This window comes from Streptomyces sp. NPDC001100 (assembly GCF_053598575.1).
The window spans coordinates 32,045-46,998 of sequence record NZ_JBSFKO010000045.1 but is presented as its reverse complement, the minus strand read 5'-3'; the positions used below and the strand labels follow the sequence as shown (position 1 = coordinate 46,998).

14 protein-coding genes are annotated in these 14,954 nt (G+C 68.3%); 7 read left to right on the top strand and 7 right to left on the bottom strand.

Annotated elements, in window-relative coordinates; translation table 11 throughout:
* Positions 1-6 precede the first annotated feature (6 nt).
* Positions 7-840, top strand: a complete 834-nt coding sequence (locus tag ACWDEW_RS41875) for a transposase family protein (protein WP_450520559.1) — start codon at positions 7-9, stop codon at positions 838-840.
* Positions 841-1,313: 473 nt separating this feature from the next.
* Here the strand turns inward: ACWDEW_RS41875 and ACWDEW_RS41870 are convergent, their stop codons facing one another.
* The gene (locus tag ACWDEW_RS41870) at positions 1,314-1,454 is read right to left on the bottom strand and encodes a hypothetical protein (protein ID WP_450520557.1); all 141 of its coding nucleotides are present in this window, start codon (positions 1,452-1,454) and stop codon (positions 1,314-1,316) included.
* A 169-nt stretch (positions 1,455-1,623) separates the two neighbouring features.
* Here ACWDEW_RS41870 and ACWDEW_RS41865 point away from each other — a divergent pair, with 169 nt between their 5' ends.
* Complete coding sequence (locus ACWDEW_RS41865) at positions 1,624-2,202, top strand: ester cyclase (protein WP_450520555.1); 579 nt, start codon at positions 1,624-1,626, stop codon at positions 2,200-2,202.
* A gap of 229 nt (positions 2,203-2,431) precedes the next feature.
* Entirely contained in the window at positions 2,432-4,036 is a 1,605-nt protein-coding gene (locus ACWDEW_RS41860; RefSeq protein ID WP_450520553.1) for an ISL3 family transposase, read from the top strand.
* 60 nt (positions 4,037-4,096) lie between these two features.
* Here the strand turns inward: ACWDEW_RS41860 and ACWDEW_RS41855 are convergent, their stop codons facing one another.
* Complete coding sequence (locus ACWDEW_RS41855; RefSeq protein ID WP_450520551.1) at positions 4,097-4,855, bottom strand: hypothetical protein; 759 nt, start codon at positions 4,853-4,855, stop codon at positions 4,097-4,099.
* A 295-nt stretch (positions 4,856-5,150) separates the two neighbouring features.
* Complete coding sequence (locus tag ACWDEW_RS41850; protein WP_450520550.1) at positions 5,151-5,858, bottom strand: hypothetical protein; 708 nt, start codon at positions 5,856-5,858, stop codon at positions 5,151-5,153.
* Between the two features lie 132 nt (positions 5,859-5,990).
* Between ACWDEW_RS41850 and ACWDEW_RS41845 the strand changes: the two genes are divergently transcribed.
* Complete coding sequence (locus ACWDEW_RS41845; RefSeq protein WP_450520548.1) at positions 5,991-6,797, top strand: ISL3 family transposase; 807 nt, start codon at positions 5,991-5,993, stop codon at positions 6,795-6,797.
* Positions 6,794-7,435 (top strand): hypothetical protein, encoded by a 642-nt coding sequence (locus tag ACWDEW_RS41840; RefSeq protein WP_450520546.1) that lies wholly within the window; start codon positions 6,794-6,796, stop codon positions 7,433-7,435. The genes ACWDEW_RS41845 and ACWDEW_RS41840 overlap by 4 nt, the downstream gene beginning before the upstream one ends.
* A gap of 40 nt (positions 7,436-7,475) precedes the next feature.
* On the opposite strand, the gene ACWDEW_RS41835 is transcribed toward ACWDEW_RS41840, so the two are convergent.
* Positions 7,476-8,432, bottom strand: coding sequence for an SDR family NAD(P)-dependent oxidoreductase (locus ACWDEW_RS41835; RefSeq protein ID WP_450520544.1), 957 nt, complete (start codon positions 8,430-8,432; stop codon positions 7,476-7,478).
* Positions 8,433-8,518: 86 nt separating this feature from the next.
* Between ACWDEW_RS41835 and ACWDEW_RS41830 the strand changes: the two genes are divergently transcribed.
* Complete coding sequence (locus ACWDEW_RS41830; protein ID WP_450520542.1) at positions 8,519-9,373, top strand: helix-turn-helix transcriptional regulator; 855 nt, start codon at positions 8,519-8,521, stop codon at positions 9,371-9,373.
* A gap of 734 nt (positions 9,374-10,107) precedes the next feature.
* Here ACWDEW_RS41830 and ACWDEW_RS41825 read toward each other — a convergent pair.
* Together ACWDEW_RS41825 and ACWDEW_RS41820 are read right to left on the bottom strand one after the other, a co-directional pair.
* Positions 10,108-11,817: an IS1182 family transposase gene (locus tag ACWDEW_RS41825; RefSeq protein ID WP_450520633.1), complete on the bottom strand. Its 1,710-nt coding sequence runs from the start codon at positions 11,815-11,817 to the stop codon at positions 10,108-10,110.
* Positions 11,818-12,187: 370 nt separating this feature from the next.
* Entirely contained in the window at positions 12,188-12,670 is a 483-nt protein-coding gene (locus tag ACWDEW_RS41820; protein WP_450520540.1) for a MarR family winged helix-turn-helix transcriptional regulator, read from the bottom strand.
* 89 nt (positions 12,671-12,759) lie between these two features.
* On the opposite strand from ACWDEW_RS41820, the gene ACWDEW_RS41815 reads away from it, so the two are divergent.
* On the top strand, positions 12,760-13,644 hold the full coding sequence (locus tag ACWDEW_RS41815; RefSeq protein WP_450520538.1) for an alpha/beta fold hydrolase: 885 nt from the start codon (positions 12,760-12,762) through the stop codon (positions 13,642-13,644).
* A gap of 300 nt (positions 13,645-13,944) precedes the next feature.
* On the opposite strand, the gene ACWDEW_RS41810 is transcribed toward ACWDEW_RS41815, so the two are convergent.
* A complete protein-coding gene (locus tag ACWDEW_RS41810; RefSeq protein ID WP_450520536.1) occupies positions 13,945-14,844 on the bottom strand; it encodes a helix-turn-helix domain-containing protein in 900 nt (299 codons plus the stop codon).
* Between the last annotated feature and the right edge of the window lie 110 nt (positions 14,845-14,954).

The window sequence follows — 14,954 nt, the reverse complement described above, 5'->3', positions numbered from 1 at the left end:
AATTGTGTGACGAATACCAAAGAGCGCGCCGAGGACACCTGCCCGCTTGTCTACCAGTGCCGTCTGCCGCTGTCCACGCGGACCGTCAACCACCTCGCCGAACTGCTGCGGCGTCACCTGAAGTCGATACGGTCCAGGTGGCGGATCCTGCCGCCGGGGAAGATCGCGGTGATCGTCCTGGCGGTGCTGCGCCATGACCAGCGCCTGGCCGACATGGCCGGCGGCAACAACGTCTCCGAGTCCACCGTCCGCCGATGGCGCGACGAGCTGATCGCCCTGCTCGCCGCCCGGGCGCCGCGCCTGGACCGCGCTCTGAAGAAGGTCGCCAGGCAGGGCGGGGAGGTGGTCCTGATCGACGGCACTCTCATCGCCACCCAGCGCCGCACCGGAAAGGCCGACCGGCGCAACTACTCCGGCAAACACCATCATCACGGCCTGCACTTCCTCGCCCTAACCGACGAGCGGGGCCGCCTGATCTGGATATCCGCCGCCCGGCCCGGCCGCACTCACGACATCACCGCCGCCCGCCAGGATCACGTCCTGGCCCACCTGCGCGCTGCCGGTCTCGGGGCGCTGGCAGACCTCGGATTCCGCGGCCTGGACAACGACGTACTCGACCCCGTGATCGTCACCGGCTTCCACGCCAGCCGCACCCACAAGCTCACACCCGGTCAGAAGACCGCCAACCGCGTCCTCGCCGTCGGACGCGCACCGATCGAACACGGCTTCGCCCACCTCAAAAACTGGCGGATCCTCACCAAGCTCCGCACCGACCCCGCCCGCGCCACCCACCTCCTGCGCGCCCTGCTCGTCCTGACGAACCTTGAAGTCAACCGCTGACAGACGATCTGCTCCTCAGGCAGCCGCCCACGACCAGCGTGAGCACCCCGAGGGCCGGTCACACCAGCCCTTTGACCTGTGACTTCAAGTTGGCGGAGGCTCACTGCGACGCATTCGTGATCGGGCGGCGAGATGTTGGCCAGCGTCTTCTGGCGGTTCTCCTTTGCCTCCAGCGGCTGACCCTTGATGGAGTCCTTCGCGGCGTAGAAGTCACAGGCGGGCACAGGCCGTTCGAGGCTGCCTCTGTCACGTCGTCGGGTGCGTGGTAGTCGGGCACGGGTGTGCCGTGGACGAACAGGTACCGGTGGGGCCCTCCAGTGCCCAGTCGCGGAACACGTGGGCGGGTCCGGCCAGGTTCGTACCGGTGTTCGCGGTTCGGCGGAACGCCTCGGCCAGGCTCCAGTGCACGGTGCGGACGAGTTCGGTGATGAGCGCGTCGCGGTTGGTGAAGGTGCGCTAGCGCGCCGGCCTGCTCATGGCATCGGTTTGGCGATGGCGTTGACCGACAGCGCCGACGCCCCTGCTGTGGCGATCTGCTCCCACGCCAGTCGTTTCGCCTCCTCGCGCACCTGTTCGCGGTACTGCTCGGGGGGTGGCTTGCGGGTCACCGCCACGGCCGGTCGGCTGCCGTGTCGCGCCCAGACTTCGTTAGAGCATTTCGCTACAGCGACTATCTCTAACAAGAGCACGCTCAGGGCCTTGACGTACAGTCATGCCTCCCGCACTCTGTTACAGCATCTAACAAACATTATTTACTCAAACAGAATGTCACCGGAGGTCGTCATGAACGTCGAATCCACCCGCGCTCGTCGCTCCCCTGCCCGGCTCGGCGCCCTCGCGCTGACCGCCTCTCTGGCCGTCGCGTCCACCACCGCCTTCGCCGAAGCCGCACCCGCTGCCTCGGCGCACCCGTCGGCGGCCGACTCCGGCCGGCATGGCGCCACCCACAGCCCGAGGGCGATGTTCGCCACCTGGGTCACGGTGTGGAACGGCGATACGGCCAAGGCGTCAGGGATCATCTCGCCCGACTTCCGGGTCCACGCCGCCCTGCTCGACGGCACCGACGGCAGTTCCATCCGCGGCGTGGAGGGCCTGGTGGGCCTGGTCGACCAGATCCGGTCGGTCTTCACCGACCTGCGATTCGACCTGGAGGTTGGCCCGCTGGTCGACGGCCGCTGCGTATCCGCTCGCTGGGTGGCCACCGGGACGTACGCGGGTGGCTTCCCCGGAGCCAAGGCGGCGCCCGGCACCGTGATCACCTACACCGGCACCGACACCTTGCGCATGGAGCACGGCAAGTTCGCCGAGTACTGGTTGAACGCCGACACCCTGAGCCTGCTGCAGCAGCTCCAGGCCATCTGAGCCACGACCGGACCCGCTCACGCCCGTCGGACGCCCCGACGGCCGCGGTCACCGCATCGGATGGCCACGGCCGTCCATGACACTCGCCGAAAGGCCTGAAGAGGAAATATCCGCCATGCCGATTCATGTCGACGATCAAGTTTTTCGGCTCTGGCGCCGATCTTGTGACGCTGCCGGGTGTCAGTGGTGGCTGTGATCGTGGCTCGCGTGTTCTTCGCGGAGTTTCAAGGTGTTGTTCCCCCATCTGGCCGGCGTCGTGGTGGAGTTGGCCGAGCGGGCTGTGGCCGGGGTGGTCACGATGCATGCGCGGGCCCGCTCGGCGGGTGCGGACTGCCCGCACTGCGGTAGTACGTCGGGCCGGGTGCACGGCCGGTACATAGGAGGGCTCGCGGATGCCGCGGTCGGTGGCGCCAGAGTGGTGATCGAGCTGCTGGTGCGTCGGTTCAAGTGCCCCAACCCCGCGTGCCGGGCGGTGACGTTCGCCGAGCAGATCGCGGGGCTGACAAGCCCGCATGCCCGCTACGCACCACTGGTGCGTGAGCAGTTGACCTCGATCGCCCTCGCCCTGGCCGGCCGCGCGGGAGCCCGCCTGGCCGCGGCGCTGGGCCTGCGCGTCGCCAAGGACACCCTGTTAAGACTGGTCCGCGCCACGCCGGAAGAATTCGTCGGACAGATTCGTGTACTCGGTGTCGACGATTTCGCGCTGCGGAAGGGCGCCTCGTACGCCACGATTCTGGTGGACCTGGAGAGACGGCGCCCGGTGGACGTGCTGCCCGGCCGGGACGCCGAACCCCTGGCCGCATGGCTGAAGAACCATCCGGAAGCAGAGATCATCTGCCGGGACCGGGCCGGGGCTTATGCCGAAGGTGCTCGCAACGGAGCGCCGCAAGCGGTGCAGGTCGCCGATGCCTGGCATCTGTGGCACAACCTCGGTGAGGCAGTGGAAAAGACCGTCTGCGCCCACCACGCCTGCGTCCGCGCAGGGTTCGAGAACACCGCGCCGGCAGCCCCGCCGACCAGCGACGACATCCGGCAGACACCACCGCCGGCACCGGCTGCCGAAATGCTCGACGTCTGCGGACGCGAACGCCGCCTGGTGACCCGGACCAGGGAACGCTACACCACCGTGCGACAGCCTCTGGAGGACGGCAGCACGCTGGAGAACATCTGCCGGACGCTGCAGCTGGACCGATCCACCGTGCGCCGCTTCGCCCGCGCCACCTGCATCGACGAACTGCTGGTCAAAGCGACCAACCGCTCCACCATCCTGAACGAGTACACGTCCCACCTCCACCAGCGATGGAACGAGGGCTGTCACAACACTGCCCAGCTCCACCAGGAGATCGTCGCCCTGGGCTTCGCCGGAAGCATCCAGACCGTCCGGCGTTACCTCCGCCCGTTCAAGGCCGCCACCGCCACGCCACCCGCGCGCCGCCCGGCTCCACGACCGCGTCGTATCGTCCGCTGGATCATGACTGACCCCGGAAACCTGACCGCCCATGATGCCGCCGACCTCAAGGAGATCCGGACCAACTGCCCCGAACTCGACGCCGTCACCCACCACGTCCGCGACTTCGCCGCCATGATGCGTGACCTGCTGGGCGACCAACTGCCCGCCTGGATGGAGCGCGTCCTCGCCGACGACCTGCCCGCTCTCCACTCCCTGATCAACGGACTGAGCCGCGACATCGACGCCGTCACCGCCGGGCTCTCCACCCCCTGGAGCTCCGGCCAGGTCGAAGGGCAGGTCACAAGGACGAAACTACTCAAAAGGCAAGGATATGGACGAGCGAACCTCGACTTGCTCCGCAAGCGCGTACTCCTCACGCCCTGAGGCTGCTCAAGCAGGTCAAGACGGCCTTGATACCAGGGAAGGCTGCGCGGTGAAGCCGGCTCAATAGCGGTGGTCGGGCCAGTGCGGGTCCTCCCAGCGGGCGGGGCCGGTGAGTCCGATGAGTCGTATGCGGTGCAGCAGTTCCTCGGGAGCGTCCTGGGCTTGAAGCCGCGCAGGGGCGTGACGGACCAACCAGGCCGCGAGCTCGGTGCGCAGGTCATCTGCGTTGTCCCACGCGTCCCATGGAAGCTGATCGCCCAGAAGGTCGTACTCCCAGTGGGCAGCCGCTTCGGTCAGGTGCCGGTCTGCAACGCGGTCTTCGAGTGCCTCCCAGGTGTTGAGCCAAGGACTGAGCGTGGCAGATGCCTCGGCGCACAGCGCGAGGACCTCATGCACGGGGACGGCCGGCTCCGATGCGGCGAGGGTGTGAGCCCACCAGGCACGCAGGAACTCCCACACCGCCGCGCACTGGTGCGCAGGCCATTGCCGCCAGTGGCCGCGAATGAACGAACGTCCGACCTCGTGCATGCCAAACATGGGCTCCACGAGGCCACTGACCAGCGCCCTGGCGAATTGAGGCAGGATACGGCGCAGCACCGCGCCGTGGTCGTTCCAGTCGGGGGCATCCCAGGTGCGACGCAGAAGGTCCGGGTCGAGCACCACGTCCGGGACCTTCAATTGCGCAAGCTCTTCTTCGCTGCCCCAGTGGCAGTCACACTGGGTCTCATCGCTGCGGGCGGTCATTCCGCGAAAGGTGACGTCCAAACAGTCCAGAGCACGGTCGAGTCGGAGCCGTGCGGGAGTGTCGTCGGGGTTCATCGTGTCGGCACAGCCTCAGGGGGACTCCGGGTGGCTTCCGTCAACCGAAGATCACAACCCTACCGGGCCCCATCAGCCATCGTCACGGCAGTTACCCAGTTCCCCAGCCGCTTACGATGGCCGGGCAACCAGTCACAAGATCAGCGCCAGAGCCGAATTACGGGCTCTGGCGCCGATCTTGTGATGCGGTCGGTGATGCTCCTCTGTCAAGCGGCGGTGAGCGAGTCGCGGTAGGCGCCGGGAGAGGCGGTGCCGGTTGGTTTTGCTGCTGGAGGCGGGGGCCACCCGCTGGGCGTCACGTACTCCAGCGTGCAACGACAGCCTCATCCACCTGGAATACCGCCATGCAGCCAGGGCAGTGGGCCCGGCCGAAGACATAGGTCAGGCGGTGGGCGAGGTCGGGGTGACCGTCGGCGAGGAAGCGGGCGTGGAGCCACCGGGCGAGCCCGGATAGTGCGGCCGGCCCTGTGGGCTGGAGAGGCGGGCGCGGCCCGAGGGACCGGCGCATGTACAGACTGTCCGTGGTCGAGAAGAAGCCGTCGTCCCCGAGGACCACGAAGACGTCCTCCCCACAGGCCGGGCAGGCGACGTCGTACTCACCCTCCACAAGCCCGTCCAGATGGTCACCCCAGACCTGCACTCCTTCCAACTGGAGCAGCACGCCGAGCAGGGCCGCGTACTCGGTGTCCATCGCGACCAACTCCGGTTGCAGCAGAGACTCCTGGGTGAGTTCGACGAGTCGCGCGATCTCGCCGGCACACGACGCGCGCTCGCCGTCGTTCTTGTCGGCGACGATGGCTCCGACCAGATGCAGCGGGACCCGGCGGTCCACCGCAGACCATTCACCTGCCAGCCGGACCAGCCACGCCAGCTCCGTGTGGGCAGCCCCGGAGACATCGCCCTGGTGGCACAGCTGCGACCAGATCTCCTGCCAGGCGGGGTCGTCGGGCCCGGATTCCGCGCGCTTGAGGAGGTCGGACCAGCCCTGCGGGTAGTCAGTCATGCGGACATCCCAGCAGACCCCACCGACACGCGGTTCGGGCCAGCCGACAGGAGGTGCGGTGCGGCAGGCCGGGTGCGCTGATGCTCAGTGGCCGCTGTGATCATGGCCCGGTGTTCTTCGCGGAGTTTCGGGGTGTTGTTCCCCCATCTGGCGGGCGTCATAGTGGAGTTGGTCGATCGGGCTGCGGTCGGGGTGGTCACGATGCATGCGCGGGCCCGCTCCGTGGGGGCGGACTGTCCGCACTGCGGTATTTCGTCACAGCGGGTGCACGGCCAGTACGTACGACGTCTCGTAGATGTCACGGTCAGTGGCGCCAGCGTGGTGATCGAGCTGCTGGTGCGGCGGTTCAAATGCCTGAACCCGACGTGCCGGGCGGTGACCTTCGCCGAGCAGGTCGCCGGGCTGACGAGCCCGCATGCCCGCTACACCCCCCTGGTTCGCAAGCAGCTGACCTCAATCGCCCTCGCGCTGGCCGGCCGCGCAGGCGCCCGTCTGGCCGCGGCGCTGGGACTGCGCGTGGCCAAGGACACCCTGTTACGCCTGGTCCGCGCAGTCCCGGAGGTTCCCGTCGGACAGATACGTGTGCTCGGTGTCGACGATTTCGCTCTGCGCAAGGGAGACTCGTACGCCACGATCCTGGTGGACCTGGAGAGACGGTGCCCGGTGGACGTGTTGCCCGGACGGGACGCCGAACCGCTGGCCGACTGGTTGAAGGACCATCCGGAGCTGGAGATCATTTGCCGGGACCGGGCCGGGGCCTATGCCGAGGGTGCCCGCAGGGGCGCCCCGCAGGCTCAGCAGGTCACCGACGCCTGGCACTTGTGGCACAACCTCGGCGAGGCTGTGGAGAAGGCCGTCTCCGCCCATCATGCCTGCGTCCGGACCGCGTTCGAGAACACCGTACGGCCGCCCCTCCAGCCAGCGACGACATCTGGATGACTCCGCTGCCGGCACCGGCTGCCGCGATGCTCGACGTCTGGGGAAGAGAGCGCCGGCTGGTGACCCGGACCAGGGAACGCCACGCCGCCGTGGGACATCTCCTGGAAGACGGCCGCACACTGGAGGAGATCTGCCGGACGCTGCGACTGGACCGGTCCACCGTGCGCCGCTTCGCCCGCGCCACCAGCGTCGACGAGTTGCTGGTCAAAGCGACGAACCGCTCCACAATCCTGGACGAGTACAAGCCCTACCCCCACCAGCGGTGGAACGAGGGCTGTTACAACAGCACCCAGCTCCACCAGGAGATTGCCGCCTTGGGCTTCACCGGGAGCATCCAGACCGTCCGCCGCTACCTCCGCCCGTTCAAGGCTGCCACCGCGGCGCCCCCAGTGCCTCGTCCGGCTCCCAGACCGTGCCGCATCGTCCGCTGGATCATGGTCGACCCCGGAAACCTGACAACCGATGATGTCGCCGACCTCAAGGAGATCCGGACGGGTGTAGCTCCTTTGGAGGGACGGGCCGAGCTGGGACGTCGGTGTCTGGCGCATCACCCGTGCCCGATGCGGCTGCCCCTCGTCGGAGCGCCGAGGGTAGGCGTGCCCGACCAGGCCGAAGATCGGCCGAGCGGTCCTCGGTGATCAGCGGCGGGACAACCGGAACCGTCGGAAGGATCACACCTCACATGTGAACTCGCGGCTCGGTGCCGGTGAGAATGGCGGTCGCCTGCCAGAGCCTCTTGGCGACGGCCGGGTCCAGACCGGCCCGGCTGGGCTTGCGGATCAGTGGGTAGCCCGTGAAGCTGAACAACCCGTCCGGACCGACGTAGGCGTTGCCGGGGACGTCTTGCGTGGCTGCGTACATGAGCGGCAGAGCTCCGTGTTCGACGTCCTGGACCAGGAACGGGAGCCGGTTGACGAATCCCAGCGGCGAGTGCGTGACCAGTCCGGTCCGCGCGACGCCAGGGTGAGCGATCACCGAGCGGACATGGCTGCCCGAGGCGGTCAAGCGGCGCTGCAATTCCAGCGAGAACAGCACAACGGCGAGCTTGGACGACTCGTAGACGGCCAGCCCGTTGTACTTGCGGGTGCGCCAGTCGAGGTCGTCGAGGTCCAGCCTGCCGAATCGGTGCAGTTGGCTGGAGACCGTCACCACGCGGTCGGTCAGCCGGGGCAGTAGCAGGCTGGTGAGCACGAACGGCCCGAAATAGTTCGTCGCGGTCTGTACGTCCAGGCCCTGCGCGGTGCGCGCCGCCGGGATGTCCATCACCCCTGCGTTGTTGATCAGAACATCGATGTCGCCGGTGTACGACGTCGCAAACGCACGTACCGAGTCCAGGTCGGCGACATCGAGTTGCCGGACATCGAAATCTCCACGCATACCGGCCACTGCCTGGCGCGCCTTGTCGACGTTGCGCACGGCCAGCACCACGTGGGCGCCGACCCGTGCGAGTTCACGAGCGGTCACCAGCCCGATCCCCCCGCCGGCACCGGTGATCACCACCGTCACGCCGGCCATGTTCGGCAGCCGGTCCGCGGTCCATTTGTCCATGGTGAAATCCTCCAGAGGCTCTTTTGCCTGATTCCTGACGTCGTCCAGTGAAGAGGGCCCGTGCCGACGGATGAAGGACCTGCTCAACCACTGAATGGCAGGGCGTGGCTAACCGTGTTGGCCTGCCGGACAATGAGGCGGCCAGGTAAGCGACATCCGAGTTGGGGAGCCCGATGACGGACACGGCGGTGGATGGCGAGGGTCTGGCCGATTTCCTGCGCGGACGCCGGGAGTCCCTGCAACCTGAGGACGTCGGGTTGCGCCGCGGCGCACGACGGCGGGCGACCGGGCTGCGCCGGGAGGAGGTCGCCGAGCTGTGCGACATGTCGGCCGACTATCTGGCCCGGCTGGAACGCGGTAGTGGTTCCCAGCCGTCGCAGCAGATGGCAGCGGCCATCGCCCGGGGCCTGCGCCTGACCCCCGACGAACGCGACCATCTGTTTCTGCTGTGCGGGCACCGCCTTCAGACACGGCGACTACGCGAGGCGCACATCAGTCCCGGGCTGCTGCGCGTCATGGACCGGCTTCAGGACACACCGGCGCAGATCATGGGCACGGTCGGTGAAACGCTGCAGCAAACGCCGCCCGCCGTGGCGCTGCTCGGCGACGAGACGCGTCACACCGGCCCGGCGCGCAGCGCCCTCTACCGGTGGTTCACCGACCCCACCGCCCGCCATCGGTACCTGCCCGACGACCACCACCTGCACAGCCGCGTCTACGTCGCCATCCTGCGCGCCAGTGCCACCGCGCAGGGGCCCGGATCGCCGGCCGCCTCGCTCGTGGCCGACCTGCAACACAACGAGGAATTCGCCGAGCTGTGGAACCGCCACGAAGTGGGACTGCGGTGGAGCAACGCCAAACGCTTCGTCCACCCCGAGGTCGGACGCATCGACCTGTACTGCCAGACACTGCTCGACCCCGACCAAGGGCAGTCCCTGCTCATCTTCACCGCCACACCTGGCACGGAGAGCCACGCCAAGCTTGCCCTGCTGACCGTGCTCGGCGCCGACACGTTCGCAGGCTCCTGACGCATGTGCGGCATTCTCGGAGCCAAGCGCCTGTGGGTGTAGCTCCTCTCAAGATACGTCCTCACCGGCACCGAGCCGCGAGTTCACATGTGAGGTGTGATCCTTCCGGCGGTTCCGGTTGTCCCGCCGCTGATCACCGAGGACCGCTCGGCCGATCTTCGGCCTGGTCGGGCACGCCTACCCTCGGCGCTCCGACGAGGGGCAGCCGCATCGGGCACGGGTGATGCGCCAGACACCGGCGTCCCAGCTCGGCCCGGGGTGCGATGTGCCGGTGTGGTGTCAGTGACGGCATGTCAGGGCGGGGTGTTTTCGCTGGTGGTGGGGTGTTGAGCGTGGGGAGTCACTGACATGGGGCGGTGTCTGGTGCCGTGGTGGCTGTCATGGGGCGATACACCCTTCCTTGTTCCGCTGTCGTGGGAACGGCACTTCTGATCCTTCGGGGGCCGGTCGGCGGCACGGTGGTCGGCGTCGGGTTTGGGCGTCGGGAGGGTGTGCGGTGGGGGAGCCGGGCGTGTGGGGTGAGGTCACGGCGGGGTTGAGGGTGTCCAGGCCGGTGGTGGAGCTCGAGGCGGCGGGGGCGTTGACCGCGGCGCATGTGCGTGCGGGCGCCCTGGTTGGTGGGGTGAATGTGCGCACGGTGTGGCGCTGGCTGGACGCGGCGCGGACGGAAGGCCGTGTGGAGCGGAACGTGGCCCTGGCAAGCGGATGCTGTTGGTGATCTTTGGTGAGAATGGTCAACTGCCACGTTTTGCGGTGCTGTTCCGGCAGAGCCGCTGAACGGTGTGAGCCGCCGTGCGGGCCTGGGTGGTGCAGTTCCTTGGTGGAAAGCATCCGCTGAGTCGGACGACGTTGGCCCCGGCGGCGGTGAGGACGTGTTGTACGTGCACTTTCGCCAGCCCGCGGTAGCGGCATTGGCGCAGGCCATGGGCGTGGACCGTCTCGGAGACGGTGGCCTCGCACCCTGCGCGCATCGCGTAGCGGGCCCGCCAGGCAAGGGTTTCCTGTTCGATGCGCGCGCGGTTCTGGATCTCCTGCAGCGGGCGGGGCATCAGGATGAGGTGGCGGCCTCGGCCGTCGGTATTGCCGGTGCAGGACTGTCGATCCGCGCATTCTCGGCATGCGGCGCGGGGGAAAAGCACTGAGTGGCTTGTCTGACCGTCGAGGCGGGTCGTCTTCCAGGGCGGGCTGGTCACTCCGCGTGGGCAGGTCGCGGTGTGGCGGTCCCAGTCGATGTGGAAGTCCTTCTTGTCGAAGCCGGGGCGGTGCTGTCGGGGAGGGACCAGCCGGACCGGGCCGAGCACGGTGATGCCATAGGCAGTGGTGGCCCGCAGGATGGTCGCCGGGGTGACGTAGCCGGAGTCCACGGGATGTTCGGCGGGCAGCAGTGCGCGTCGTCCCAGTGCGTGATGGATCGTCTCCAGGACGGAAACGTCCTGTTCGGGGGCCGGCTGCGTGGCCACGTGGACGATGACATTCGGTCCGGTGCCATCGCATGTCTCCGTCTGGTGGTCCTTGTAGCCGATCCAGGCTGCCTTGCCGGGCCGGTGGGCGAAGCGGGCCTCGGCATCGTGTGGCGTGACGATCTCCTCCCGAGACCAGGGCACCCGTGCGGTGCCGATGCCCGGGCTGCCCTCGCCCGGGCCGTCGGAGCGGCGCGGGGCATCGCGGCGGCTGAGCCGGTCGTGGCTGTCCTTCGGACCGCGCCGGCCCAACTGCCCCGCCGCGTCGTACCAGAACTGCTGGACCCACACCCGCCGCAACACCTGGACCTTCGGCTGATGCCGCAGCCGGGACGGAGCACCCTCCTGGTGGACCGCGCGAAGCAGGCTCATGCCGTCCTCACCGACCTGCAGCACATGGGCAGCCAGTTTCTCCTTGGACCGGGGCAGCCGGTCATAGTGGACCGGGCGCCCGTAGCGTTCCGCCCACCCCACCGTGACCAGCGGTGCCAGCCACTCCTCGTTCGCGTTGGCGAGTTCCTCCAGGGCAGTGCGGAGCGTCTCAGTGACCAGTTCCACCCGGTTCAACTTCCGCACCGCGCCCAGCACATGAGTGGAGTCGGTACGCATCCGCCCATGCCGCTTGACCAGGCCCGCCGCGGCCAAGCGGTCGACCATCAAGGCGAGCAACCCGTCCGCGCGGTCATCCCGGGCCATCCGTTCGCGGAACTCGCACAGGACGGAGTGGTCGAAGCCCGGATCATCCAGGGCAAGGCCCAGGCAGTACTTCCAGTCCAGCCTGCAGCGCACCGCTTCGGCGGCCTGGCGGTCGGTCAGGTTCTCCGCATACTGCAGGATCGACACCATGGCCAGCCGGGCCGGCGACAGGCCCCGCTGCCCGTCCGCCGGATACCAGTCGGCGAAGTCGTCATCCGTGAACAACTCGTCCAGCCGGTCCCGTATCCACATCGCCGTGGTGCCCCGCGGGTTGCTCGCCCTGGCCATCCGCACCGTCAACGGCGGAATCCCCCGCCCCGAAGCCGAACCCATTGCCACCGCGGTCACCCCTCCGACCGCTCGATCCACCCCGCTCCCCTCAGCGGACCACCACAACGAGATCAACAGGGATAACGACGACGAGTTTCACCCCACCGAGCGAAGATCACCAACAGCATCCAAGATCTGTGCCAGAGCCTCTAACTGGCCCCATCTTGAGAGGTGTTCGTAAGGAGTAGGCGGCATGAAGTGGACCCGCAAGGCGATTTGAGCTGGGACCACTTGGACGGAGGAAACGCCGCCGGTGTCCGCGAAGCGTTCGAATCCCGCGACGGCTGTCACGTCGGGTCGGCCGGTTCCGTCCGGCGATCGGCCGTCCTCAGCTGACCTCGCCGAGATCCTCATTGAGCCGTGCCGAGGCTTCAACGCTCGATGGCCGACTCACGACAAGCCGGGCCAGGTGTGCTTCAAGGACCTCGATCTGCCCGGGCCCCATATGTGCCGCCCAGCGCTCGCGCACATCGTCGAAGAGCGAGGCGCCCAGCGTCATCATGTCGTGGCCGCGGTCGGTGACCCGCAGCCGTTTGAGGCGGCCGTCGCCCGGATCGGGCTCCCGCTCGACGTATCCGAGCTTCTCCAGTGCGGCGATCGTCCTGGCGGCGCCCTGTTTGGATACCGAGAGCCGGCGGCCGAGGTCCGAGGCCGTGTCCGCTCCCTCGTCGATGGCGCGCAGGGCGAACTCATGCGATGCGCGCACGCCCGGGTGCCCGCGGCGCGCCAGTTCGTCGTGCACGTCGTCGACCATCGACTGGAAGCCGCCGAGAAGCAGCAGCGCGAGTTCGGCGCCCGGTGAACGTGCCATGCGGCGAAGCATACGAGAAGCGAGGGTCGACAACCATGTTGTCGACCCGTAGATTGACAACCATGTTGTCGATCGAATCCAGGAGAACGATGCACCCCATTACCGCCGGCGCCACCATCCCGGGAGTCGAACACCACCAGGTCAGCCTGAACGGGACCGAACTGCACTACATTTCGGCCGGAACCGTCGGCTCTCCCGTCATGCTGGTCCACGGCTTCCCCGAGACCTGGTGGGTCTTCCACAAGCTGATCCCCCTTCTCAGCGAGCACCACCGCGTATTCGCCCCCGACCTTCGCGGCTTCGGCGACTCCGCCACTGCGACCACGGCGCACGACAGCGTGACCGCGGCCCAGGACCTGAGTGAACTGATCGCGCGGCTCGACGCGGGCCCCGTCCACCTCACCGGCCAGGACATCAGCGGCGCCACCACGTTCCGCGTCACCGCCACACGCCCCGACCTCGTGCGAAGCTATGCGGCGATCGAGACCGGGCTGCCCGGGTTCGGTGTCGAAAAGCTCGCGGACGTCGCCCACGGCGGTGCCTGGCACATCGGTGTGCTCGCCGCCCCCGGCATCCCCGAAATGCTGCTTGCCGGACGCGAACGGGCGTTCCTCGCGCAGTACGCGATCCCGTCGCTCTGCGGGACCCCCGACGCGTTCACCGACGACGACATCGACGAACTCACCCGCTCCTACGCACGACCCGACGCGTTCAACGGCGCGGCCGGACTGTATCGATCGATGCTCCGCGAAGGCGACGAAATCCGCCAACTGGCATCCCGGAAACTCACCACGCCCGTCCTCGCCGTCGGCGGCAGATCGGGAGAGTTCACCCCGACGGCAATGCGCCAGGTCGCCGAGGACGTCAATGCCCTCTCCCTCGACGGGATCGGCCACTACGCGGCGATGGAAGCCCCCGACAGGCTCGCAGACGGCCTTCTGTCCTTCTACGAGAAACTAGACAACCTGGGGTAGCCCGGGCCGGTCCACGCGCCCTGGCACCGCAAGACCCTGGATGGGGCCACTTCGCGGCTCTGGCAGCGATCACAAGGACGGCCGCCGACACGGCGGGCGCGGAGAGCTTCTTGAACATGGTTCCTTCACTGGTTTCGGGCATGCGGCAGCAACACGCCGACACACGCGTGGAGATGGGTGGATGCCGTTCGGGGCCCTGTGGCCCCGGGGGACTGATGCCGGAGGCTGGTCGTCGGCCGTGCCCGGGTGGGACGGGTGTTCGCAAGTGCCGGCCGAGCGCCCTGGTGGCGTTGTGTGAGGTCAGCCGGCGTCGGCCCGTGGTGCCGACTGCGCCGGGTCGGCCGGGACGGTGTCCTGGGTGATGGCCTGGGCGAGCAGGGCCAGGGCGGCCCGCGAGGGCGAGCCCGCCTGCGTGGTGGCGACGACCATGGTGGGGCCCGGTCCGTGGCTCAGGGTCTGCTGAACGACGGTCAGCGGGCCGACCAACGGGTGCCGCATCTCATAGGCGGCCACGGTGCACGCCTTGACCCGATGGTCGGCCCACATCGACGCGAACTCACCGCTCTTTGCGCTCAGTTCACCCAGCAGCGCGTGCAACGCCGCGTCCTGCGGGTGCTGGCCCGCCACCAGGCGCAGATTCCCCACCACCGCCCTGGCCTTGCTCGGCCAGTCCGCGTACAGGTCGCGGGTATGACAGTCGAGGAATACCAGTCTGGCCATGTTGGGGCGCTGCGCCGACAGGTCAGGGGCGCCAGGGTCCAGGTGCCCGGCGAACAGCGCGTGGCCCAGGCGATTCCACGCCAGCACGTCGCTGAGCCGGCCGAGCACGATCGTGGGAACGTCGGCCAGCACCTCCAGCAGCTGAACTGCCGCCTCCGTCACACGCTCCGGCGCAGGCCGTCGGCTCCGAGTGCGATTCCTGTCCGCCCGGGCCAGATCGTGCAGGTACCGCCGCTCGGACTCGTCCAGCCGCAGCGCCCCGGCGATCGCGTCCAGCACCTCCGGCGACGCGCTCAGCGACTGCCCCTGCTCCAGCCGGGTGTAGTACGAGGCGCTCACACCCGCCAGCAGCGCCAACTCCTCGCGCCGAAGCCCCGGCACACGCCGGCGCTCCCCATAGGTGGGCATCCCGATGTCCTCGGGACGCAGCTGGGAGCGCCGCGCCTGCAGGAAGTCCCCGAGCTGCGATTTTCCGGTCATGGATCCGAGTATGGGCCGACTCGAAACCCACAGCCTGCCCCAGCTGTGGATAGGCACCAGCCGGTCTGGCTCCCCGGCAGGACTGGTGATGACGTAGACATCGCCGAACC

Coding starts and splice junctions, on each gene's coding strand:
- ACWDEW_RS41825 (WP_450520633.1), bottom strand. CDS start 11,817: ATGGCCAGGGCGAGCAACCCGCGGGGCACCACGGCGATGTGGATACGG.
- ACWDEW_RS41855 (WP_450520551.1), bottom strand. CDS start 4,855: ATGAACCCCGACGACACTCCCGCACGGCTCCGACTCGACCGTGCTCTG.
- ACWDEW_RS41830 (WP_450520542.1), top strand. CDS start 8,519: ATGACGGACACGGCGGTGGATGGCGAGGGTCTGGCCGATTTCCTGCGC.
- ACWDEW_RS41815 (WP_450520538.1), top strand. CDS start 12,760: ATGCACCCCATTACCGCCGGCGCCACCATCCCGGGAGTCGAACACCAC.
- ACWDEW_RS41840 (WP_450520546.1), top strand. CDS start 6,794: ATGACTCCGCTGCCGGCACCGGCTGCCGCGATGCTCGACGTCTGGGGA.
- ACWDEW_RS41820 (WP_450520540.1), bottom strand. CDS start 12,670: ATGGCACGTTCACCGGGCGCCGAACTCGCGCTGCTGCTTCTCGGCGGC.
- ACWDEW_RS41810 (WP_450520536.1), bottom strand. CDS start 14,844: ATGACCGGAAAATCGCAGCTCGGGGACTTCCTGCAGGCGCGGCGCTCC.
- ACWDEW_RS41850 (WP_450520550.1), bottom strand. CDS start 5,858: ATGACTGACTACCCGCAGGGCTGGTCCGACCTCCTCAAGCGCGCGGAA.
- ACWDEW_RS41865 (WP_450520555.1), top strand. CDS start 1,624: ATGAACGTCGAATCCACCCGCGCTCGTCGCTCCCCTGCCCGGCTCGGC.